Source organism: Algoriphagus litoralis (assembly GCF_003259255.1).
Taxonomy (GTDB): Bacteria; Bacteroidota; Bacteroidia; order Cytophagales; family Cyclobacteriaceae; genus Algoriphagus; species Algoriphagus litoralis.
This window is the reverse complement of sequence record NZ_QGOL01000003.1, coordinates 414,045-430,820: the sequence shown is the minus strand read 5'-3', so window position 1 is coordinate 430,820 and position 16,776 is coordinate 414,045. Positions and strand designations below refer to the sequence as shown.

General features: G+C 43.2%; 18 protein-coding genes. 12 read left to right on the top strand and 6 right to left on the bottom strand.

Annotation, left to right across the window (positions count from 1 at the left end; all coding sequences use genetic code 11):
- Positions 1–53: 53 nt before the first annotated feature.
- Positions 54–569 carry a DUF2911 domain-containing protein gene (locus tag DK188_RS05315; protein ID WP_111669759.1) on the top strand — a complete coding sequence of 172 codons (516 nt, stop codon included), beginning with the start codon at positions 54–56 and terminating at the stop codon, positions 567–569.
- 108 nt (positions 570–677) lie between these two features.
- Positions 678–3,164 carry an ATP-dependent helicase HrpB gene (hrpB, locus tag DK188_RS05310; RefSeq protein ID WP_111669758.1) on the top strand — a complete coding sequence of 829 codons (2,487 nt, stop codon included), beginning with the start codon at positions 678–680 and terminating at the stop codon, positions 3,162–3,164.
- On the opposite strand, the gene DK188_RS05305 is transcribed toward hrpB, so the two are convergent.
- Together DK188_RS05305 and DK188_RS05300 are read right to left on the bottom strand one after the other, a co-directional pair.
- The gene (locus DK188_RS05305) at positions 3,165–3,788 is read right to left on the bottom strand and encodes a hypothetical protein (RefSeq protein ID WP_111669757.1); all 624 of its coding nucleotides are present in this window, start codon (positions 3,786–3,788) and stop codon (positions 3,165–3,167) included.
- A gap of 40 nt (positions 3,789–3,828) precedes the next feature.
- Positions 3,829–4,350: a HEAT repeat domain-containing protein gene (locus DK188_RS05300; RefSeq protein WP_111669831.1), complete on the bottom strand. Its 522-nt coding sequence runs from the start codon at positions 4,348–4,350 to the stop codon at positions 3,829–3,831.
- 48 nt (positions 4,351–4,398) lie between these two features.
- Here DK188_RS05300 and DK188_RS05295 point away from each other — a divergent pair, with 48 nt between their 5' ends.
- Positions 4,399–5,106, top strand: coding sequence for a hypothetical protein (locus DK188_RS05295; protein ID WP_111669756.1), 708 nt, complete (start codon positions 4,399–4,401; stop codon positions 5,104–5,106).
- A gap of 60 nt (positions 5,107–5,166) precedes the next feature.
- Here the strand turns inward: DK188_RS05295 and DK188_RS05290 are convergent, their stop codons facing one another.
- The 3 genes from DK188_RS05290 to DK188_RS05280 all read right to left on the bottom strand — a co-directional run bounded on the left by DK188_RS05290 (position 5,167) and on the right by DK188_RS05280 (position 7,039).
- Positions 5,167–5,550: a TM2 domain-containing protein gene (locus tag DK188_RS05290; protein WP_111669755.1), complete on the bottom strand. Its 384-nt coding sequence runs from the start codon at positions 5,548–5,550 to the stop codon at positions 5,167–5,169.
- Positions 5,543–5,848 (bottom strand): DUF2752 domain-containing protein, encoded by a 306-nt coding sequence (locus DK188_RS05285; RefSeq protein WP_111669754.1) that lies wholly within the window; start codon positions 5,846–5,848, stop codon positions 5,543–5,545. The genes DK188_RS05290 and DK188_RS05285 overlap by 8 nt, the downstream gene beginning before the upstream one ends.
- Positions 5,849–5,956: 108 nt before the next feature.
- On the bottom strand, positions 5,957–7,039 hold the full coding sequence (locus DK188_RS05280) for an oxygenase MpaB family protein (protein ID WP_157963167.1): 1,083 nt from the start codon (positions 7,037–7,039) through the stop codon (positions 5,957–5,959).
- A gap of 49 nt (positions 7,040–7,088) precedes the next feature.
- Here DK188_RS05280 and DK188_RS05275 point away from each other — a divergent pair, with 49 nt between their 5' ends.
- The gene (locus DK188_RS05275; RefSeq protein WP_111669752.1) at positions 7,089–7,982 is read left to right on the top strand and encodes a TolB-like translocation protein; all 894 of its coding nucleotides are present in this window, start codon (positions 7,089–7,091) and stop codon (positions 7,980–7,982) included.
- Between the two features lie 18 nt (positions 7,983–8,000).
- On the top strand, positions 8,001–8,918 hold the full coding sequence (locus DK188_RS05270) for an SMP-30/gluconolactonase/LRE family protein (protein ID WP_111669751.1): 918 nt from the start codon (positions 8,001–8,003) through the stop codon (positions 8,916–8,918).
- Between the two features lie 82 nt (positions 8,919–9,000).
- Here the strand turns inward: DK188_RS05270 and DK188_RS05265 are convergent, their stop codons facing one another.
- Complete coding sequence (locus DK188_RS05265) at positions 9,001–9,714, bottom strand: DsbA family oxidoreductase (protein WP_111669750.1); 714 nt, start codon at positions 9,712–9,714, stop codon at positions 9,001–9,003.
- A gap of 153 nt (positions 9,715–9,867) precedes the next feature.
- On the opposite strand from DK188_RS05265, the gene DK188_RS21430 reads away from it, so the two are divergent.
- From DK188_RS21430 to DK188_RS05235, 7 genes are all read left to right on the top strand, one after another.
- Positions 9,868–10,023: a hypothetical protein gene (locus DK188_RS21430; RefSeq protein ID WP_157963166.1), complete on the top strand. Its 156-nt coding sequence runs from the start codon at positions 9,868–9,870 to the stop codon at positions 10,021–10,023.
- A 15-nt stretch (positions 10,024–10,038) separates the two neighbouring features.
- Positions 10,039–11,286: an aminotransferase class V-fold PLP-dependent enzyme gene (locus DK188_RS05260; protein ID WP_111669749.1), complete on the top strand. Its 1,248-nt coding sequence runs from the start codon at positions 10,039–10,041 to the stop codon at positions 11,284–11,286.
- Positions 11,287–11,676: 390 nt separating this feature from the next.
- Complete coding sequence (locus DK188_RS05255; RefSeq protein ID WP_111669830.1) at positions 11,677–12,360, top strand: GNAT family N-acetyltransferase; 684 nt, start codon at positions 11,677–11,679, stop codon at positions 12,358–12,360.
- A gap of 33 nt (positions 12,361–12,393) precedes the next feature.
- The gene (locus DK188_RS05250) at positions 12,394–13,584 is read left to right on the top strand and encodes an argininosuccinate synthase (protein ID WP_111669748.1); all 1,191 of its coding nucleotides are present in this window, start codon (positions 12,394–12,396) and stop codon (positions 13,582–13,584) included.
- Positions 13,577–14,545, top strand: a complete 969-nt coding sequence (gene argC, locus DK188_RS05245; RefSeq protein WP_111669747.1) for an N-acetyl-gamma-glutamyl-phosphate reductase — start codon at positions 13,577–13,579, stop codon at positions 14,543–14,545. Before DK188_RS05250 ends, argC begins: the two co-directional genes overlap by 8 nt.
- 124 nt (positions 14,546–14,669) lie before the next feature.
- Complete coding sequence (locus tag DK188_RS05240; protein ID WP_111669746.1) at positions 14,670–15,803, top strand: aspartate aminotransferase family protein; 1,134 nt, start codon at positions 14,670–14,672, stop codon at positions 15,801–15,803.
- A 27-nt stretch (positions 15,804–15,830) separates the two neighbouring features.
- The gene (locus DK188_RS05235) at positions 15,831–16,775 is read left to right on the top strand and encodes a Rossmann-fold NAD(P)-binding domain-containing protein (RefSeq protein ID WP_111669745.1); all 945 of its coding nucleotides are present in this window, start codon (positions 15,831–15,833) and stop codon (positions 16,773–16,775) included.
- Position 16,776 lies beyond the last annotated feature (1 nt).

Genomic DNA, 16,776 nt, shown 5'->3' with positions numbered 1-16,776 from the left:
TACCAAGACAAGAATCGAAATCTATTTACCCTTAATTCCATAAAAATTTCACTATGAAAACCATGAATTTGAAAAAAAGTCTATTTGCATTAATTGCAATGGCATTTGTGGCCTTTGCAGCAAATGCTCAGGAAAAAGCAAGTCCAGCCATGACGGCGGAAGGAACCGCAGGTGGTTCAAAAATCACCATTAATTATTCCTCTCCTGCAGTAAAAGGCCGGACAATTTGGGGAGATTTAGTTCCACTTGGCCAAGTATGGAGAGCAGGAGCCAATGAGGCAACTACCTTCACCACTTCTAAAGATATCAAAGTAGAAGGCAAAACTTTACCAGCCGGAACGTACAGCTTCTTCATTATTCCTGGTGAAACTGAATCCACCTTTATCTTCAACAAGGTAGCCAAGCAGTGGGGAGCTTTCAATTATGACGCTAAAGAAGATGCCCTTCGAGTAAGCGTGCCTTCGATGCAAACTTCCACGATGGAAGAGCGATTGGTTTACGAAGTGAAGCCTGACGGCTTTGAAGTAAGATGGGAATACGGAAAAGCTGCGGCTAAAATCGGTTCTTGATTTTGAATGACAAATCATGAAGCCACCAAGAGAAATCTTGGTGGCTTTTTTTTGTTCTTTTTTCGGAGGATTTAGATACCGAGCGCTGATCGATTAAATTTGTGGTCCATGTCTGAATTCAATCCTTATTCCTTCGATCTTCCTGTAGCGGAAATCATCCCTCAGGTCATCAGCCACCTCTCCGAAGCAAATTCCCTGATAATTCAAGCTCCTCCCGGGGCTGGGAAAAGTACACTTTTACCTTTGGCACTATTGGAGCAACCCTGGCTGGAAGGCAAGAAAATCATTATGCTCGAGCCACGCCGATTGGCTACCAAAAGTATCGCAGAGCGAATGTCGAGCATGCTTGAAGAAGACCTTGGAGGGACAATAGGCTATCGGATTCGCTTCGAATCGGCCATTTCTGCCAAAACCAAAATCGAAGTCATCACAGAAGGAATCCTGACCAGAATGATGCATTCGGACAATGCGCTGGAAAATATCGGCTTGGTGATCTTTGACGAATTTCATGAGCGAAATCTCCATTCGGAAGTTGCTTTGGCACTTTGTCGGGAAATTCAGCAAGTGTTGAGACCCGATCTGCGGATCCTCCTGATGTCTGCGACTATCGATGCTGATCAGCTTTCCAGCCTTTTGGGTGCCAAGGTCATCCAAAGTCAGGGAAGACAATATCCTGTCGAGGTGAATTACCTGAACGAAGTAGATGAATTTGCGATCGGTGAAGATGCTGCAAGACAGATTATCCCATTGACTAAAAAGCACGATGGTGATTTTCTGGTGTTTCTACCCGGTCAGGGAGAAATCAAAAAAGCAGAAGAAATCCTCAAAAGAGCTTTGCCCGACACCGTCGTTTTACCGCTTTTCGGTCAACTCTCACCGGCTGAGCAAAACCGTGCGATACTTCCTCACCCTTCGGGAAAGCGAAAAATCGTCCTTTCCACAGACATCGCAGAGACCTCATTGACCATTGAAGGAATCAAAATAGTCGTGGATTCCGGCTTCGCCAAATCAAACCGATTTGACGCGAGATCCGGACTTTCTCGTTTGGTTCTGCATCGGATCAGCCAGGATTCAGCAGATCAGCGAAGCGGTCGTGCGGGCCGTTTGACCGCCGGTCATTCTTATCGACTCTGGACCAAATCGACACAAGCTCAGCTGACTGAATATCGAGTTCCTGAGCTATTGGAAGCTGATTTGACAGCTTTGGTTTTGGATATGAAAGCCTGGGGAAAGCAAGATATCCGCTCTATGACCTGGCTTACTCCACCTCCTGCGGGTACCTTGGCCTTGGCAGAAAAAACACTGGAATCACTCGATGCTATCATCGATGGAAATTTGACAGAGCATGGAAAAGAAATTCACCAAGTACCCTGCCATCCTCGGATTGCCCATATGTTGATCTTTGCAAAGCGAATGAATCAACTCGGTCTAGCCACGGATATTGCAGCAGTGCTGGAAGAACGGGACCCACTTCCACAGGATTCAGGAGTGGATTTGAACCTGAGAATAGAAGCGCTTCGAAGATTCCGAAGCAGAGGGGTAAACATGGCGCGAATCAAGAAAATCGAAAAAGTCGCGGCCCAGTATCGACGGATGTTTTCGGTCCAACCAGAAAATGATCCGGTGGATCCTTGGCAGACAGGTTTGCTTTTGGCTTATGCTTATCCAGAACGAATTGCAGCCGCAAGACCTGGAAACAATGCCCAATTCCAACTTTCCAACGGGAAAATAGCCCAAATCGGACATCGGGACGACTTAGCCCATGAATCATGGCTCGCGGTAGCTCATGTGGATGCCAGAGAAGGTATGGGGAAAATCTGGATGGCAGCACCACTGAACCCAAAGGACCTAGCTCCTATGCTTAAGACCCGCGAGGTGCTGGAGTGGGATCGGAAAAAGGGTGGTTTGATTGCAGTTTCTGAAATTCGAATTGGCGCAATCATACTAGGAACACGTCCCCTTCAAAAGTTTGATAAAGGCTCAGCCAAAACCGCGATCCTTGAAGCAATTGCATTGGATGGAGAAATGCTCCTTGATTTCAGTGAAAAGGTAGAACAGTTGATCTTTCGGGTTCAATCCCTCAAAAAATGGAATCCCGATCAGGAATGGCCTTTTTGGACTACGGAATCCTTGTGTCTGAGTGCCAAAGACTGGCTGGAGCCATATTTGGAAAATATCTCCAAAAATGAAGATTTGAAAAAACTTGATTTGAACTCGATTCTACTTCAAAGTCTTTCTTTTGAACAACAAAATCTCCTGAACGATTTAGCGCCTACCCACTTAAATGTCCCCTCGGGAAGTCAAATCGCTATTGAATACAAGTCAGAAGGAGAAACTCCACTCCTATCGGTTCGGCTCCAGGAGCTTTTTGGACTTTTGGAAACGCCAAGAGTGAACGGAGGGAAAATCCCCATTTTGATCGAATTGCTCTCTCCTGGATACAAACCGGTACAATTGACTCAAGACTTGCGAAGTTTCTGGGCGAATGGCTATTTCGAAGTTAAAAAAGAGCTCAAAAGACGCTATCCCAAACACGAATGGCCTGAAGATCCGATCAGTGCTGAAGCAGTCCGAGGCGTAAAAAGGAAATTTTGATCACACCTCTAGATGATCCAAATAATTCAGAAGCTGAAGAAATGAAGCTATGGTAAATGGTGTCATTTCGCGCTGCCGGATGGTTTCCAGATAGATTTGACGAAGAATAGGATAATCGGATGGATTGTAAAACTTTGCCAAAGTGGCTCCCCGAAACGAATTATAGACAAAATTCTGGGTTTTAAAGGCTTTGTCCTTTCGCTCTGCAAAAGCCCTTTCCAATTTCTTGGGTTGGATCATTTCGTCCAACCAATGAAACCCATGCATCACGAAGAACTTCTCCGCGGCCATGATCGCCTCTGCCAATTGCCCGTCATTTTCGAGAACAAAACGTTTGGGAATCATTTTTCCGATTTTGTCAGGAGTCTGGATCAAAGTGATCGATCGGTCTGAATAATCACTCAAAGTGGGCAAAAATCGATGGATAATCTCCTCTACTTTATGAATCCGGATTCCCAAATTATACTCCAGATAGCAAGCATCAGGATATTCTACAAAATGGACGAACAATACCTGCCTTCCGTGTTGAAAATCCTTTTGGAATAGCAAATTGGAAGCATGGAACTTAAATCCAAAATCATCAAAAAATTGATGGTGCAGTTCAATGACTTCCAGCTTCCTCATAACTTTTTAAACTGAGGAAATGAAAATTTGTTGTATCAACCTAGGAAAATAATTCCCTCATTTCCTGCAACATAGGCTCCACTTCTGACTTTTTTACCGCTACGCTACCTTCATCCTCAGGATTATGCAGGTAATGATTCCAGTGTTTTTCAGCCTTTCGGATAGTCCTGGGACTGACGTCAAATTCCACTTCATCCAAATAGACTTTTGCCAAGGTGGAAGCCTTGTAATTGCCAAAAAGAAACACCTTGAAAATATCCACAAATCGTCGGCTCAAGTCAAAATGTTCTAAAATCTGCACAAAAGCCCCCTGAACTGTTTTGTTCTTTTTATCAAAAATAGTCTCGAAAATCACATCCAAAGCTTCCTCTTGGAACTTAGTCTTGGAAAGTGATCGACACGCCAAATAAGCCAACTCCCAATTATCTCCCCTCACCAATTCCAGAAGCTTGTCTTTGGCTTCCTCATCTGCCAAAGTGCCAAGTTTGTCAGCGAAAAAGTACGCCTCTGATTCCTTGGGGTCGCACATTCGGTCAAAAAGTTTTTGAATATCTTCCTGCATGATTTTTTCTTTATTTGCGTAAAGATAGCCAATAGTTTTTTCCCAGAAATGAATATTCCCCAAGCCCGGATCATCAACCGTCAATTTGCTGAGGAGCTTCTTTCGGATTCGATTAAAAAGGACTTTACGCTGATTTTTGATCCAAAAAAGCACCAACTCCGCATCGAAGACAATCAGGAATGGCTTGCAAAAATCTATCTGCCCTGGACGATAAATTGGTCGGAAGGAGCTGGTCTTGCGGATAATTCAGACTCCCATTTTTCATTGGCACTGATTCGGGCAGGACAGGCTGTGACTGGCTATTTTCATCAGGGAGTTTTGATGGACCATAAGGTATTTCGCGCTTATATGGTAAGGCAAAAGCAGGGAAAATCTCAAATTAAACACCTCAAAACCAAGGGGAAATCACGGGCTGGCTCACGCATCAGATTAGCTGAGACCAATCAGTTTTTTGAAGAAATCAACGAGCGCTTGACGAGCTATGCTGATCAGTATCCGATAGATTTTTGGGGAATCAGCTGCGCAAAAACGATGTGGCCCTTTTACTTTTCCTCGGCCATCGCACCTCCTTTTTCACCTAAGTCGAATAACCTGATCGAAGTCCCCTTTCACATTTCTCAGGCCTCTTTTGAAGAATTGAAAACGTCAGGGGAATTAGTGCAAAAGTTTCATCTTATCTTTTCAGAAAAGGGAAAAACCGTAATGCCATCTTTCGGTGGTGAGGAACAGGAATCAATGAACAATGAGAATTGGTGATAAACACATGGCATAAAAAAGCCCCGATTTCTCGAGGCTAGTTTTGCTTATAATATTCAATTAACTGAATGAACTTCCTCCTCCCATATTTGGAAAATGATTGGAAATCATTGCTAGGGTCTCATGTGCCATTTTCACGTTGTATTCGTAGGCTAGGCTCTTATAATTCACCAAATCGACTATCGTACCGATGAAACAAAGACCTATGGTGAGGATATAAAGAATACCCAAGCCAATCTGTCCAAGAATGAATCGGTGAAGGCCTGCAAATCCGAAGAATCCAAGCAGTGTCAATATCAGGATCATTTGGGAGTCTTTTCTTCTGGCACGGTAAACCTGTGCGAAAAGTGATGCTTGGTCGTCATCCATGTTTTTCAATAGACCCTGAATATACCCGAGTTCCATTCCTTCCAATTCTGGAAGGTGTCTTAATACATTAGCCATAATTGTGTGTTGTTTTTAGGTTTTTTATAAGATTCCAGATTCTGTGAAAGATCACCACATATGCTACCATTCCTAATGGGTGCATGGACCAAGAGGCCTTAAAATCCCCGTGCGCCAAGAGATTCATCGACCGACCCAATCCACAACCCGGACACCAATCGAAGCCCAATTGATTGAGTGGACATAAGCTGAAGTGGCTTTCTGCATGCGGTTCCAGCATCAAAATGGCCACTAAGCTTCCTATCCAGAAAATCAATTCGAGCGGGATACGATTTAGCAATGCGGTAATCTGCTTCATGGCTCTGAAAGTACGAAAAAGGTGCCATCTGGCAAATGTGGCTTAAAAACGCCAAAATCCGCACTCCTGTAATTTTACTGCATGATAAATGAACAAAAAAGTGTTCGCTTATGAACGCTTCATCTCAGGAAGGTTAATCGTCAGTACCTTTCCAAACTGTTGAATCTGCTGTTGGTCCAAGTTCCTTTTCAGGTTGGAATAACTCTTTTTCTTTCCAAAATTCTTAAATCCATTCAACTTGAAAACCAATCCCAATAAATCTCCCTGAATCCTTTGGTTGGATTGAAGATTAAGCGCGGTGGATGCATCTTTCCCCAGAAAAAATGAAATAATCCCTTCGACCTGACTTGAAAGCACAGGATCTGGGATGCTTTTACGATAAAAATTCATCAAAGCAAGGATCAATTTTTGGCCAGCATCAGAAGCCCGAATATGTCTCCGGCGAATGTGCTTGTCCAATTCAAAGGCTTCCTTAGAGGTCTCGGGCCAATAACTAACATCAATTCCTATCAGCTCCCCGATCCATTTCCAGTAGGCCAACACAGTCTGATGCTCCTCCTCACTTATGGTTATTCCCAATTTCAATAATCCTCGCAAAACAATCTGACTAAATGCAATATTGGTTCCTAGCATATCTTCCTGATTGACCGGCTTGCCAAAATCCGTATTCCAGTCTTTGGCATAATTCACAATGAAATACCTGCTGAAGGCATGAATCAAGCGGACTTTGGCACAAATCAAAAATGCGGATTTAGCGGTGAGAAATGCGCCGGGTTTGAAAATTTCCATCACAAAACTCCCTGTTTCTCCCAATCGCTCTCCGATAGCGTCAATGATCCGCTTTGACCTGACCAACACTTCCGCGCCATCTGCAAACGCATAGCAATAAGGCAGTGAATAGAATCCTAGCATAGCGGTATACATGTCTCCATTTTTCTCAAAGAAATCCTGCCCCCGCTCTAGTGTGATCGGATCAAATGAATCTTCCTTTTGCTGAAAGAATTCAAAAAAAGAAATCAATTCCGTGGGAAATGTAGCGGGAAGCTTATCAGGAATGACGTCCCAGGTATTGATCAATGGAATCAAGTCTGGCGCTTGAATCAAGCTTGTCACTGCGTCATCTGCCAAAGAATCTTGCCTTTGCCGAAGTTGGTCAAACAAAGAATCGGTATATAGATGTAATTTCTCCACGCCATTCTAACCTTGATTTTGTAATTTGGTTGGCTTAGAACTTATTTTGATGAAGAAATTAATTTTCGCGCTTTCGTTTTCCCTTGGTATTTTCTCTCAAACTACTCTGGCTCAGGGTGGTTTTGATATTTGGGTGATGGATACTCAGGGGAAAGGCAAAAAATTTAAGGTACTTACCGAAACTGCTAACCCCCTAACAAACCGTCCTGAATACGACAATCAGCCAAATTTCATCAACGAATACCAACTGGTCTTCTCAGCAGCGGATGAAAAGGGCAACCATGATATCATCGTATATAATTTCAACTCAGAAAAGTTCACCAATCTGACCAAAACCTCAGATCGAAGTGAGTTTTCCCCTACACTTACAGATTGTGGACAGTATGTTTCGGCAGTGGTCATGGAGCCGGACAGCACGCAGCGACTATGGCTGTATCCCACCAATTTTGGAGAACCTGAGCTACTTTATGATGATATTGCTCCTGTGGGATATTATGATTGGTATGACAACAAAGCGGCAATGTTTATCCTTGGTTCACCGAATAAACTTATCTATGCCAGAGGCAAAGGGAATCTTTTGGAGATCGATGAGCATATCGGTCGGGCTGTAAAGCGAAGACCAAAAACATCTCAAATCAGCTATTTGTCCATGAAGTCGCCGAAAGAAACCGCTGATGGTAGCGAGTTGGCGATAAGAACGTATGATATTGAAAACGGCTCCACTGAGGTATTGGGATTTGGATTGGCCGGATCTCTGGACTTTATTTGGCAGGATAATAATTACCTGCTGATGGCCCGAGGCAATTCAATTTTCCAAAAAAAATCAAATGCCTCCGAATGGGAACTGCTCGGGACGATAAATTCAACTACCCATCAAAATATCACGAGAATGGCCTATAGCCCAGATTTGAAAAAGCTGGTGGTCGTCATGAATCGAAAATAACCCCTAAAACCTACGATAATGAATTTAAAAAGTATTCTTACCCTATCGGGAGTTCTCCTTGCTTCAGTTTCGCTCTTTGCCCAAATTGAAGACAAACGTGGAATTGTAGCCAAAAACGCTGAGCTGGTCAAAGTCCAGGATGGTTTTAGCTTTACCGAAGGGCCTGCGGTCAATCGAATGGGTGATATTTTCTTTACCGATCAGCCCAACGACAAAATCTACAAATGGTACGCGGGAAGCAATAAAATCGAACTATTCAAAGAAGGTGCTGGTCGATCAAATGGATTGTACTTCCAGCTAGATGGGACGATGATTTCAGCAGCGGATTTGAAAAATGAGTTGTGGGCTATTGATCAAACCACAGGTAAGGAAAAAGTCATTGTTCCTTCATTTAGGGGAAAAAGACTCAACGGACCAAATGATATCTGGATAAAACCAAGTGGTGGTTTGTTTTTCACCGATCCGCTTTACCCAAGGCCTTATTGGGAAGGTATCAGAGGCAAAGAAATGGAACAAGACGGTCAGCATGTGTACTTCCTCTCTGCCGATCGATCGGAACTCTTCAGAGTCACAGAAGATTTGACTCAGCCAAATGGTATCGTAGGGACTCCTGACGGAAAAACACTCTACGTGGCTGATATCGGAGCAAAAAAAACCTGGAAATATGACATCAATGAGGATGGCTATCTGACCAATAAGACCCTATTCTGTGAGATGGGTTCAGATGGAATGACCATCGATGAAAAAGGCAATGTTTACCTCACAGGAAAAGGAGTTACAGTCTTCGATAAAAATGGGGAGCAGATCGCTCATATTCCTGTTCCTGCAAATTGGACTGCAAACGTGGTCTTCGGAGCATTGGACCGGAAGACGCTATTCATCACTGCTATGGATGCCGTCTATACACTGAAAATGAAAACGAGAGGAGTTTGGTAAGAAAAAATTTGGCTCACAGATGACACCGATGAACACAGATTATGAAAAATCTGTGCGAATCAGTGAAATCTGTGAGCACTTTTTAAAAACAATTTTTGCCATCCACATCACAGCTCTCCGCATCGGAGTCACCAGCCATGTCAAGGACAGGATTATTTTTCGCAAATTCAGCCCAGGCTTTCTCCAAAGTCTGATCAAAAACCTCATCTGGCTGAGCTCCTGAAATCCCAAACTTTCGGTCCAACACAAAGAAAGGAACTCCTCTTACACCAAGCTGTCTGGATTCATAAATATCCTGTTCTACAGTATCTTCATACTGATTAGATTCAAGCATTGCTTTAATTTTTTCTTCTTCTAGCCCGACTTCTTTTCCTAAAGCAATCAAGGTAGAAAAGTCATCCACATTTTTTCCCTCTGAAAAATAGGCCTTAAGCAAAGCTTCTTTCATCACATCTCCTTTTCCTGAAGCTTTAGCCAGATGAATCAGTCGATGGGCATTTTTGGTATTGGCTACTACTGCCTTTTCGAAGTCAAATTCCAGCCCTTGAGCTGCAGCCATATTCACCACATTGGAGGTGATCTCACGGGTTTGCTCCATTGACCAGCCTTTAGAATTCGCTAGATGCTCCAAAGTGCTAATGTTTGGATTTGTTTCTTGCTCAGGATTAAGTTGAAAGCTTTTCCATTCGATTTGTACTTTGTCTTTGAAGGGAAACTTAGCGATTGCCTTTTCCAGCTTTCTTTTCCCGATATAACAAAAAGGACACACCACATCAGACCAAATCTCGATTTTCATATTACTTAATTTTTTTGATTTTAAGCGAAATGAAATCATCCTGTATTCTTTCTATTCGGCACTTGCCAAAGGGAAACATGCATGATTTCACGGTATTTTTTATTTACTTAAAACACAAATGAGATTTTAACCCAAAGAGTTCAAGTCCAAACCGTGAAAACTAAAGAATGTCCCTCCTGTGCGATGGAAATTGATTCCAAAGCTTCGGTATGTCCGATCTGCAAATTTGAGTTTCCGCAACGAAAACCCTGGATCGCTTGGACAGCTATCTTACTGGTCATCATTTGGTTACTTTCTTATATTCTCTAAAAAACCACCCAACACATGAATAAGCGATCATTTATCAAATCTCTGGCAGCTCTGGGAATAGGGAGCGCTTCCATATTCCAATCTAAGGCCAAACCACTGATGCTGGAAAATCTGGATTTTTCTGCGCCTGATATTTGGGATCAAATTCGTGCCGGGTATCGCTTGAAGCCAGATTATATCAATTTAGAAAACGGGTACTATTGCTTTCTGCCAGAGGAAACCCTAGAAAAGTATATTGAGCATATTCGTGCTGTAAACTACCAAGGAGCCTTCTACATGCGAACAGTGAAAGTAGCGGACAAAGCTAATTCCGCTGCCAAAGTTGCGGAGCTGGTAGGTGCAGATCCTGAGGAGGTAGTGCTGACTAGAAATACCACTGAATCACTTGATTTGATTATTTCGGGATATCCTTGGAAAGCAGGTGACGAAGCAATTTACTCCAATCAGGACTATGGCAGTATGCAGACGATGTTTGAATTGGCTTCAAAACGCTGGGGAATCAAAACCGTCAAGATCGACATTCCGCTCCATCCTGAAAGTGATGAGGAAATTGTAGAAATCTACCGAAAGGCGATCACTCCCAATACCCGATTGATGATGGTGCCGCACATCGTGAATATTACCGGCCATATCCTACCTGTGCGAAAAATTGCCAATATGGCCCATGAACATGGAGTGGAAATTATGCTCGATGGTGCGCATGCAGTGGGTCATTTTACCTTTGATCTGCACGAATTAGACTGCGATTACTACGGATCCAGTCTTCACAAATGGCTAAGTGTTCCGCTGGGCTGTGGAATGCTCTATGTGAAGAAAGATAAAATCGGCAAACTGGAACCGCTCTTGGCTCCTTTTGACCTCAAGTTGAAAACGATGGATTACCTCAACAATACAGGAACCCATCCCGTGGCGACGGATTTGGCCGTATTGAATGCGATAGAATTTCAAGAAAAGATCGGCGGAAAGCGAAAAGAAGATCGACTAAGATACATTCAGCGATATTGGAGTGATCAGGTGAGAGATATTCCAGGCTTGACAGTAAATACTCCAAAAGACCCAAGTCGATCCTGTGGCATCGCAAATGTGGGCGTGGACCAAGTCACACCAGCAGAAATGTCCAAAATTCTCATGGACAAGTATCAGATTTTTACTGTAGCCATAGATGGCGCCGGGGTGAGAGGTTGTAGGATCTCACCGAATATTTATACATCCACAGTAGAGCTAGACAAGTTCGTTTCTGCATTGAAAGAAATGGCGAGGTAGATCCGAACACGGAATAAAATTTCAATATTTCTGGATTTTTAAAATCTTCATTGGAAAGCCTAGTTTAGAGTGGTTTAAATCCACATTTCAGGTAAATTTTTATACTGTTTCCTTGTAATTTGTTTATTGAGGTATAACATTTGCATCCTCAAAAGCATGACAAAGAATAATTACATAGCTGCAGTAGTTTTTATTTCCTTCGCTAAGGAAGTGAAAAGCCGTGCTGTGTCATTTTTTGCTCCTTCAAGGAGAAATAGGTTTACCTATAGGGTTTGACCCTGTAATATTTTCTGTTTTCCTACGTGGAAAACGTTCTCCGCACATTCCTTGAATTCCTAGTTTTAATCTTCACCCTCCATTTCATTATGGAGAAAATTCATGCAGTCCATTATGGAAGACATTTCTTTCAAAATCATTGTAGCAGATTCATCTCACAAGCAGTTTTCCTCCATCATTGCTGATGAAATGGAAAATTCCGCCAAAGCCCGCGGAACTGGAATTGCTAAGCGAAGCCCAGCCTATTTGGAAACAAAAATGGAAGAAGGAAAGGCTGTCATTGCATTGACTACTGAGGGGGTATGGGCTGGATTTTGCTATATCGAGGCTTGGGGACATGGGAAGTTTGTGGCCAATTCTGGCCTGATCGTCTCTCCTGAGTTTAGAAAGTACGGTTTGGCCCGCAAAATCAAGCGTGAAATCTTCAAACTCAGCCGTACCAAATACCCGGAATCTAAGATTTTTGGCCTGACTACAGGAGCTGCAGTGATGAAAATCAACTCTGAATTGGGCTACATTCCGGTATCTTATTCCGACCTTACAGACGATGAAGAGTTCTGGAAGGGCTGTAGAAGCTGCGTGAATTACGAGATTTTGATGGCCAAAAACCGTCAAAACTGCCTCTGCACCGCAATGCTTTATGATCCGAATGCCAAACGAAATCATACTGAAGAATTGGCGCTTCGTGATGATTTCAAAAAGGAAATCAAACTATTTGACCGATGGGTCAGACTCAAAAAATATGTAATGCTCAAATTGAACAAATCCAAAGATTCGATCACGAGCATTTTTCTTTAATCCTATCCTGCGGGATATAAACCTCATTATTCCATGAAAAAAGTTGTTTTAGCCTACAGTGGAGGCTTGGATACCACATTTTGCGCGCTTCACCTTACCAAGGATCTTGGTTATGAAGTCCATGCCGTAATTGTAAATACTGGAGGCTTTTCTAAAGAAGAGCTGGCAGCCATCGAGGCTAGGGCAAATACACTTGGAGTAGCATCTTTCCATATTTTGGAAGTTCTTGACACCTATTACGAAGAGGTGATCAAGTACTTGGTTTTTGGGAATGTACTGAAAAATGCCACTTATCCTCTCTCTGTTTCTGCAGAGCGAATCCTTCAGGCAAAATCTTTGGCAGAATACGCAAAATCCATAGGTGCCAAAGCTGTAGCGCATGGCTCGACTGGAGCTGGAAATGATCAGGTGCGTTTTGATATGATTTTCCAGACGATTGTACCGGATATCGAAATCATCACCCCGATTCGTGATCTGAAGCTTTCCCGTCAGGAAGAAATCGAATACCTGAAAAAGCACGGTGTTTCGATGAATTTTGAAAAGGCCGCCTATTCTATCAATAAGGGAATTTGGGGAACCTCCGTCGGAGGAAAGGAAACGTTGACTTCTTCAGATTTCCTTCCGGAAGAAGCTTGGCCAACCCAGGTGACTGAAACTGAAGCCAAAGAAATAAAATTGACCTTCGTTCAAGGTGAGTTGAAAGGTGTTGATGGAGAAATTTTTGAAAATCCGGTACATGCCATTCAAAAGGTTCAAGCTTTGGCCGGACCTTATGGAATTGGTCGGGACATTCACGTCGGAGACACCATCATCGGGATCAAGGGTCGTGTGGGTTTTGAAGCTGCTGCCCCGCTTATTATCATCAAAGGACATCAACTTTTGGAAAAGCATACTCTGACCAAATGGCAAATGTTCTGGAAAAACCAGCTGTCGGAGTTTTATGGTAATCACCTGCATGAAGGTCATTATTTGGATCCTGTCATGCGGAACTTGGAAGCATTTCTAGCAGATACCCAGAAATTTGTTTCGGGTGATGTTCGAGTCATGCTCCAACCTTATCGATTTACCCTGCTTGGAATTACTTCCGATCATGATTTGATGTCATCCAAATTTGGAAGCTACGGCGAAATGAACAAAGGATACACCGGAGAAGATGTCAAAGGATTTACCCGAATTTTGGGCAATCAGACGGCCATTTTCCACAAAGTAAACAGCAATGACTAAGATCAAAACGGCGGTTATCGGAGCAGCTGGCTATACCGGAGGCGAACTCCTTCGCATCTTGGTACACCATCCTGCCTGTGAACTGGTCTGTGTTCATTCCAATTCCCAAAAAGGAAAAAATGTAGCAGAAGTTCATCCGGATTTGATTGGTGATTGTGACTTAGTTTTTACAGACCAAGTTCCTGCTGAAGGGATTGATGCTGTTTTTTTGGGTTTGCCTCACGGCGAAACCAAGGGATTTCTCGAGGCCCATCCTTTCTCTCCAGAAACTGTCATCATCGATCTTTCCACTGACTTTCGCAATGAATCTGATGGATTTATCTATGGCCTTCCTGAGGTCAATGCAGCCAAAATCCAATCCGCAAAGCGCATCGCAAATCCAGGATGTTTTGCCACAGGCATTCAGTTGGCTTTAGCACCCGCAATCGCAAAAGGTTGGGCGAAAGACACTGTCCAGATTTCCGGAATCACAGGAAGTACTGGTGCTGGTAAAAAGCTGGGAGAAACGTCCCACTTCAGCTATCGAACGGGTAATATGTCTGTTTACAAGCTATTTACCCATCAGCATCTCAAGGAAATTGGGCAGACTTTTAGGCAGATCAATCCTGACTTCGACTCCGAACTTCTATTTGTCCCATATCGAGGGAATTTCTCAAGAGGTATTTGGATCACCGCTCATTTTCCTTTTACAGGAACTGAGGAAGAAGCATTAAAGGCCTATCAGGAGTTCTATCAAGATGCCGCTTTCACCTTTGTCTCCACACAGGATATAGACTTGAAGCAAGCGGTCAATACCAATAAATGCTTCCTCTTTGTCCAAAAAGAAGCGGGGCAATTGGTGATTTATTCGGCAATTGATAACCTTCTAAAAGGCGCCTCCGGGCAAGCAGTCCAGAATTTCAATCTCGCCTTTGGGCTGGATGAAAAGATGGGCTTGAATTTGAAGTCAATCGCGTTTTAGAAACGAGAGCCAAGACACAAGAAGCAAGACTTTAGACAAAGAAAAAATCAACAATCGAATTTGAATTTAGCGACTGAAATCAAAAAAGAGGTCGTAAATCGTTATTCGTAAATCAACAATCGAAATGAATTTATTCGACGTATATCCCTTGATTCCCGTCACTTTGGTCAAGGCCGAAGGTTGCAAACTTTGGGACGATCAGGGTCAGGAATATTTGGATCTCTATGGCGGTCATGCGGTGATTTCCATTGGACATACCCATCCACACTATGTAAAGCGAATCAAAGATCAACTGGATCAAATCGCTTTTTACTCCAATTCCATCCAGATTCCTATCCAAAAGGAATTTGCAAACAAACTTGGTCACCTGTCTTGCCTGCATGACTATGCACTCTTTCTCTGCAATAGCGGAGCAGAAGCAAATGAAAACGCAATCAAAATGGCTTCGTTTGCAACAGGAAAAGCCGGTTTCATTGCCTTTTCGGGATCATTCCATGGGAGGACTTCCGGTGCGGTTGCTTTGACTGACAATCCTAAGATAGTGGCTCCAAGCAATGCTCGATCCGATTTCCATATTCTTCCATGGGGCGATTTGGCGGCTTTAGAACAGGCCCTACAAACGAATACTATTGCCGGCGTCATCATCGAAGGAATTCAAGGTGTTGGCGGGATTCAAGTGCCTTCAGCGGAATTCTTACTCGGAATTTCGGACTTGGCAAAAAAATATGGTGCCAAACTGATCCTTGATGAAGTTCAATCCGGATTCGGTAGAACAGGCCGATTCTTTGCACATCAGTGGGTTGATGGCATCATGCCGGATCTGATCTCGATGGCTAAAGGCATGGGAAATGGCTTTCCGATTGGAGGATTGTTGATTTCCCCTGAATTCAAAGCAAGCTACGGGTTACTTGGAACCACATTTGGTGGCAATCACCTGGCATGTGCAGCTGGGCTGGCTGTATTGGAGGTGATGGAATCTGAAAATCTTCAGGCAAAAGCGCTAGAGCTCGGTGAAAAATTGATTCAGGAGCTTAAGCAAATTCCCGGCATTATTGATGTCCGAGGAAAAGGGTTGATGATCGGGATTGACCTAGATCGGGATGCGGGTCCAGTTCGATCAGAAATGGTTAAGAAATACCATATTTTCACAGGTTCAGCTGCAAAAAAGGAAACGATTCGATTGCTTCCACCTTTGTCCGTAGAATGGAATCAGTTAAATTCGTTCTTGTCCGCTGTTAAAGAGATTCTTAGTAATTAAGCTTTTTAATCCCCTACTCTAGTTTCAATGAATCATTTTACACAATTCGAGTCGAAAGAACTCGGTCAGGAATTAATCGATCTGGCGATTTCCTACAAAGCAAATCCGAGTTTGGATATAGCCAAAGGCAAGGGAAAGCGCGTAGGATGCATCTTCTTGAATCCCTCCCTGAGAACCCGAGTAAGCACACAGATCGCAGCACAAAACCTAGGCATGGAAGCCATAGTCCTAAATATGGACAAAGAAGGTTGGGCCCTCGAGATGAAAGAAGGTGCCGTGATGAATAAAGGGACTGTAGAGCATGTCAAAGATGCCGCAGGAGTTTTGGGTTCTTACTTTGATATTTTGGCGATCCGTGCTTTTCCTTCCCTGACCAATAGGGACGAGGACATCAATGACTTTGTGTTTGGTCAGTTTGTCAAATATTGCGGAAAGCCGGTAGTTAGTTTAGAATCTGCAATACGCCATCCCCTTCAGAGCTTGGCAGATCAGATCACGATGCAGGAATTTTCCGAAGGAAAGAGAAAACCGAAAGTCGTTCTGACCTGGGGACCACATATCAAGGCTATACCGCATGCAGTAGCAAACAGCTTTGCAGAATGGACACTGGGAATGGGTCATGACCTGACCATTACACACCCTGAAGGGTATGAATTGGATGAGGTTTTTACTAAAGGAGCCAGTATAGAATATAATCAAAGCAAAGCACTTAAAGATGCTGATTTTGTGTATGTTAAGAATTGGTCTTCTTTCAATGACTATGGAAAAATTCTTTCCACTGATGCCTCTTGGATGCTGACCGAAAAACATTTGAAACATGCGGAAAATGCAAAAGTAATGCACTGCCTGCCGGTGCGAAGAAATCTTGAACTTTCGGATGAGATTTTGGATAGTGCACGTTCTTTAGTACAAAATCAAGCAGAAAACAGAATCTATGCTGCCCAGGCAGTCCTAAGTAAAATTCTGGGATAAC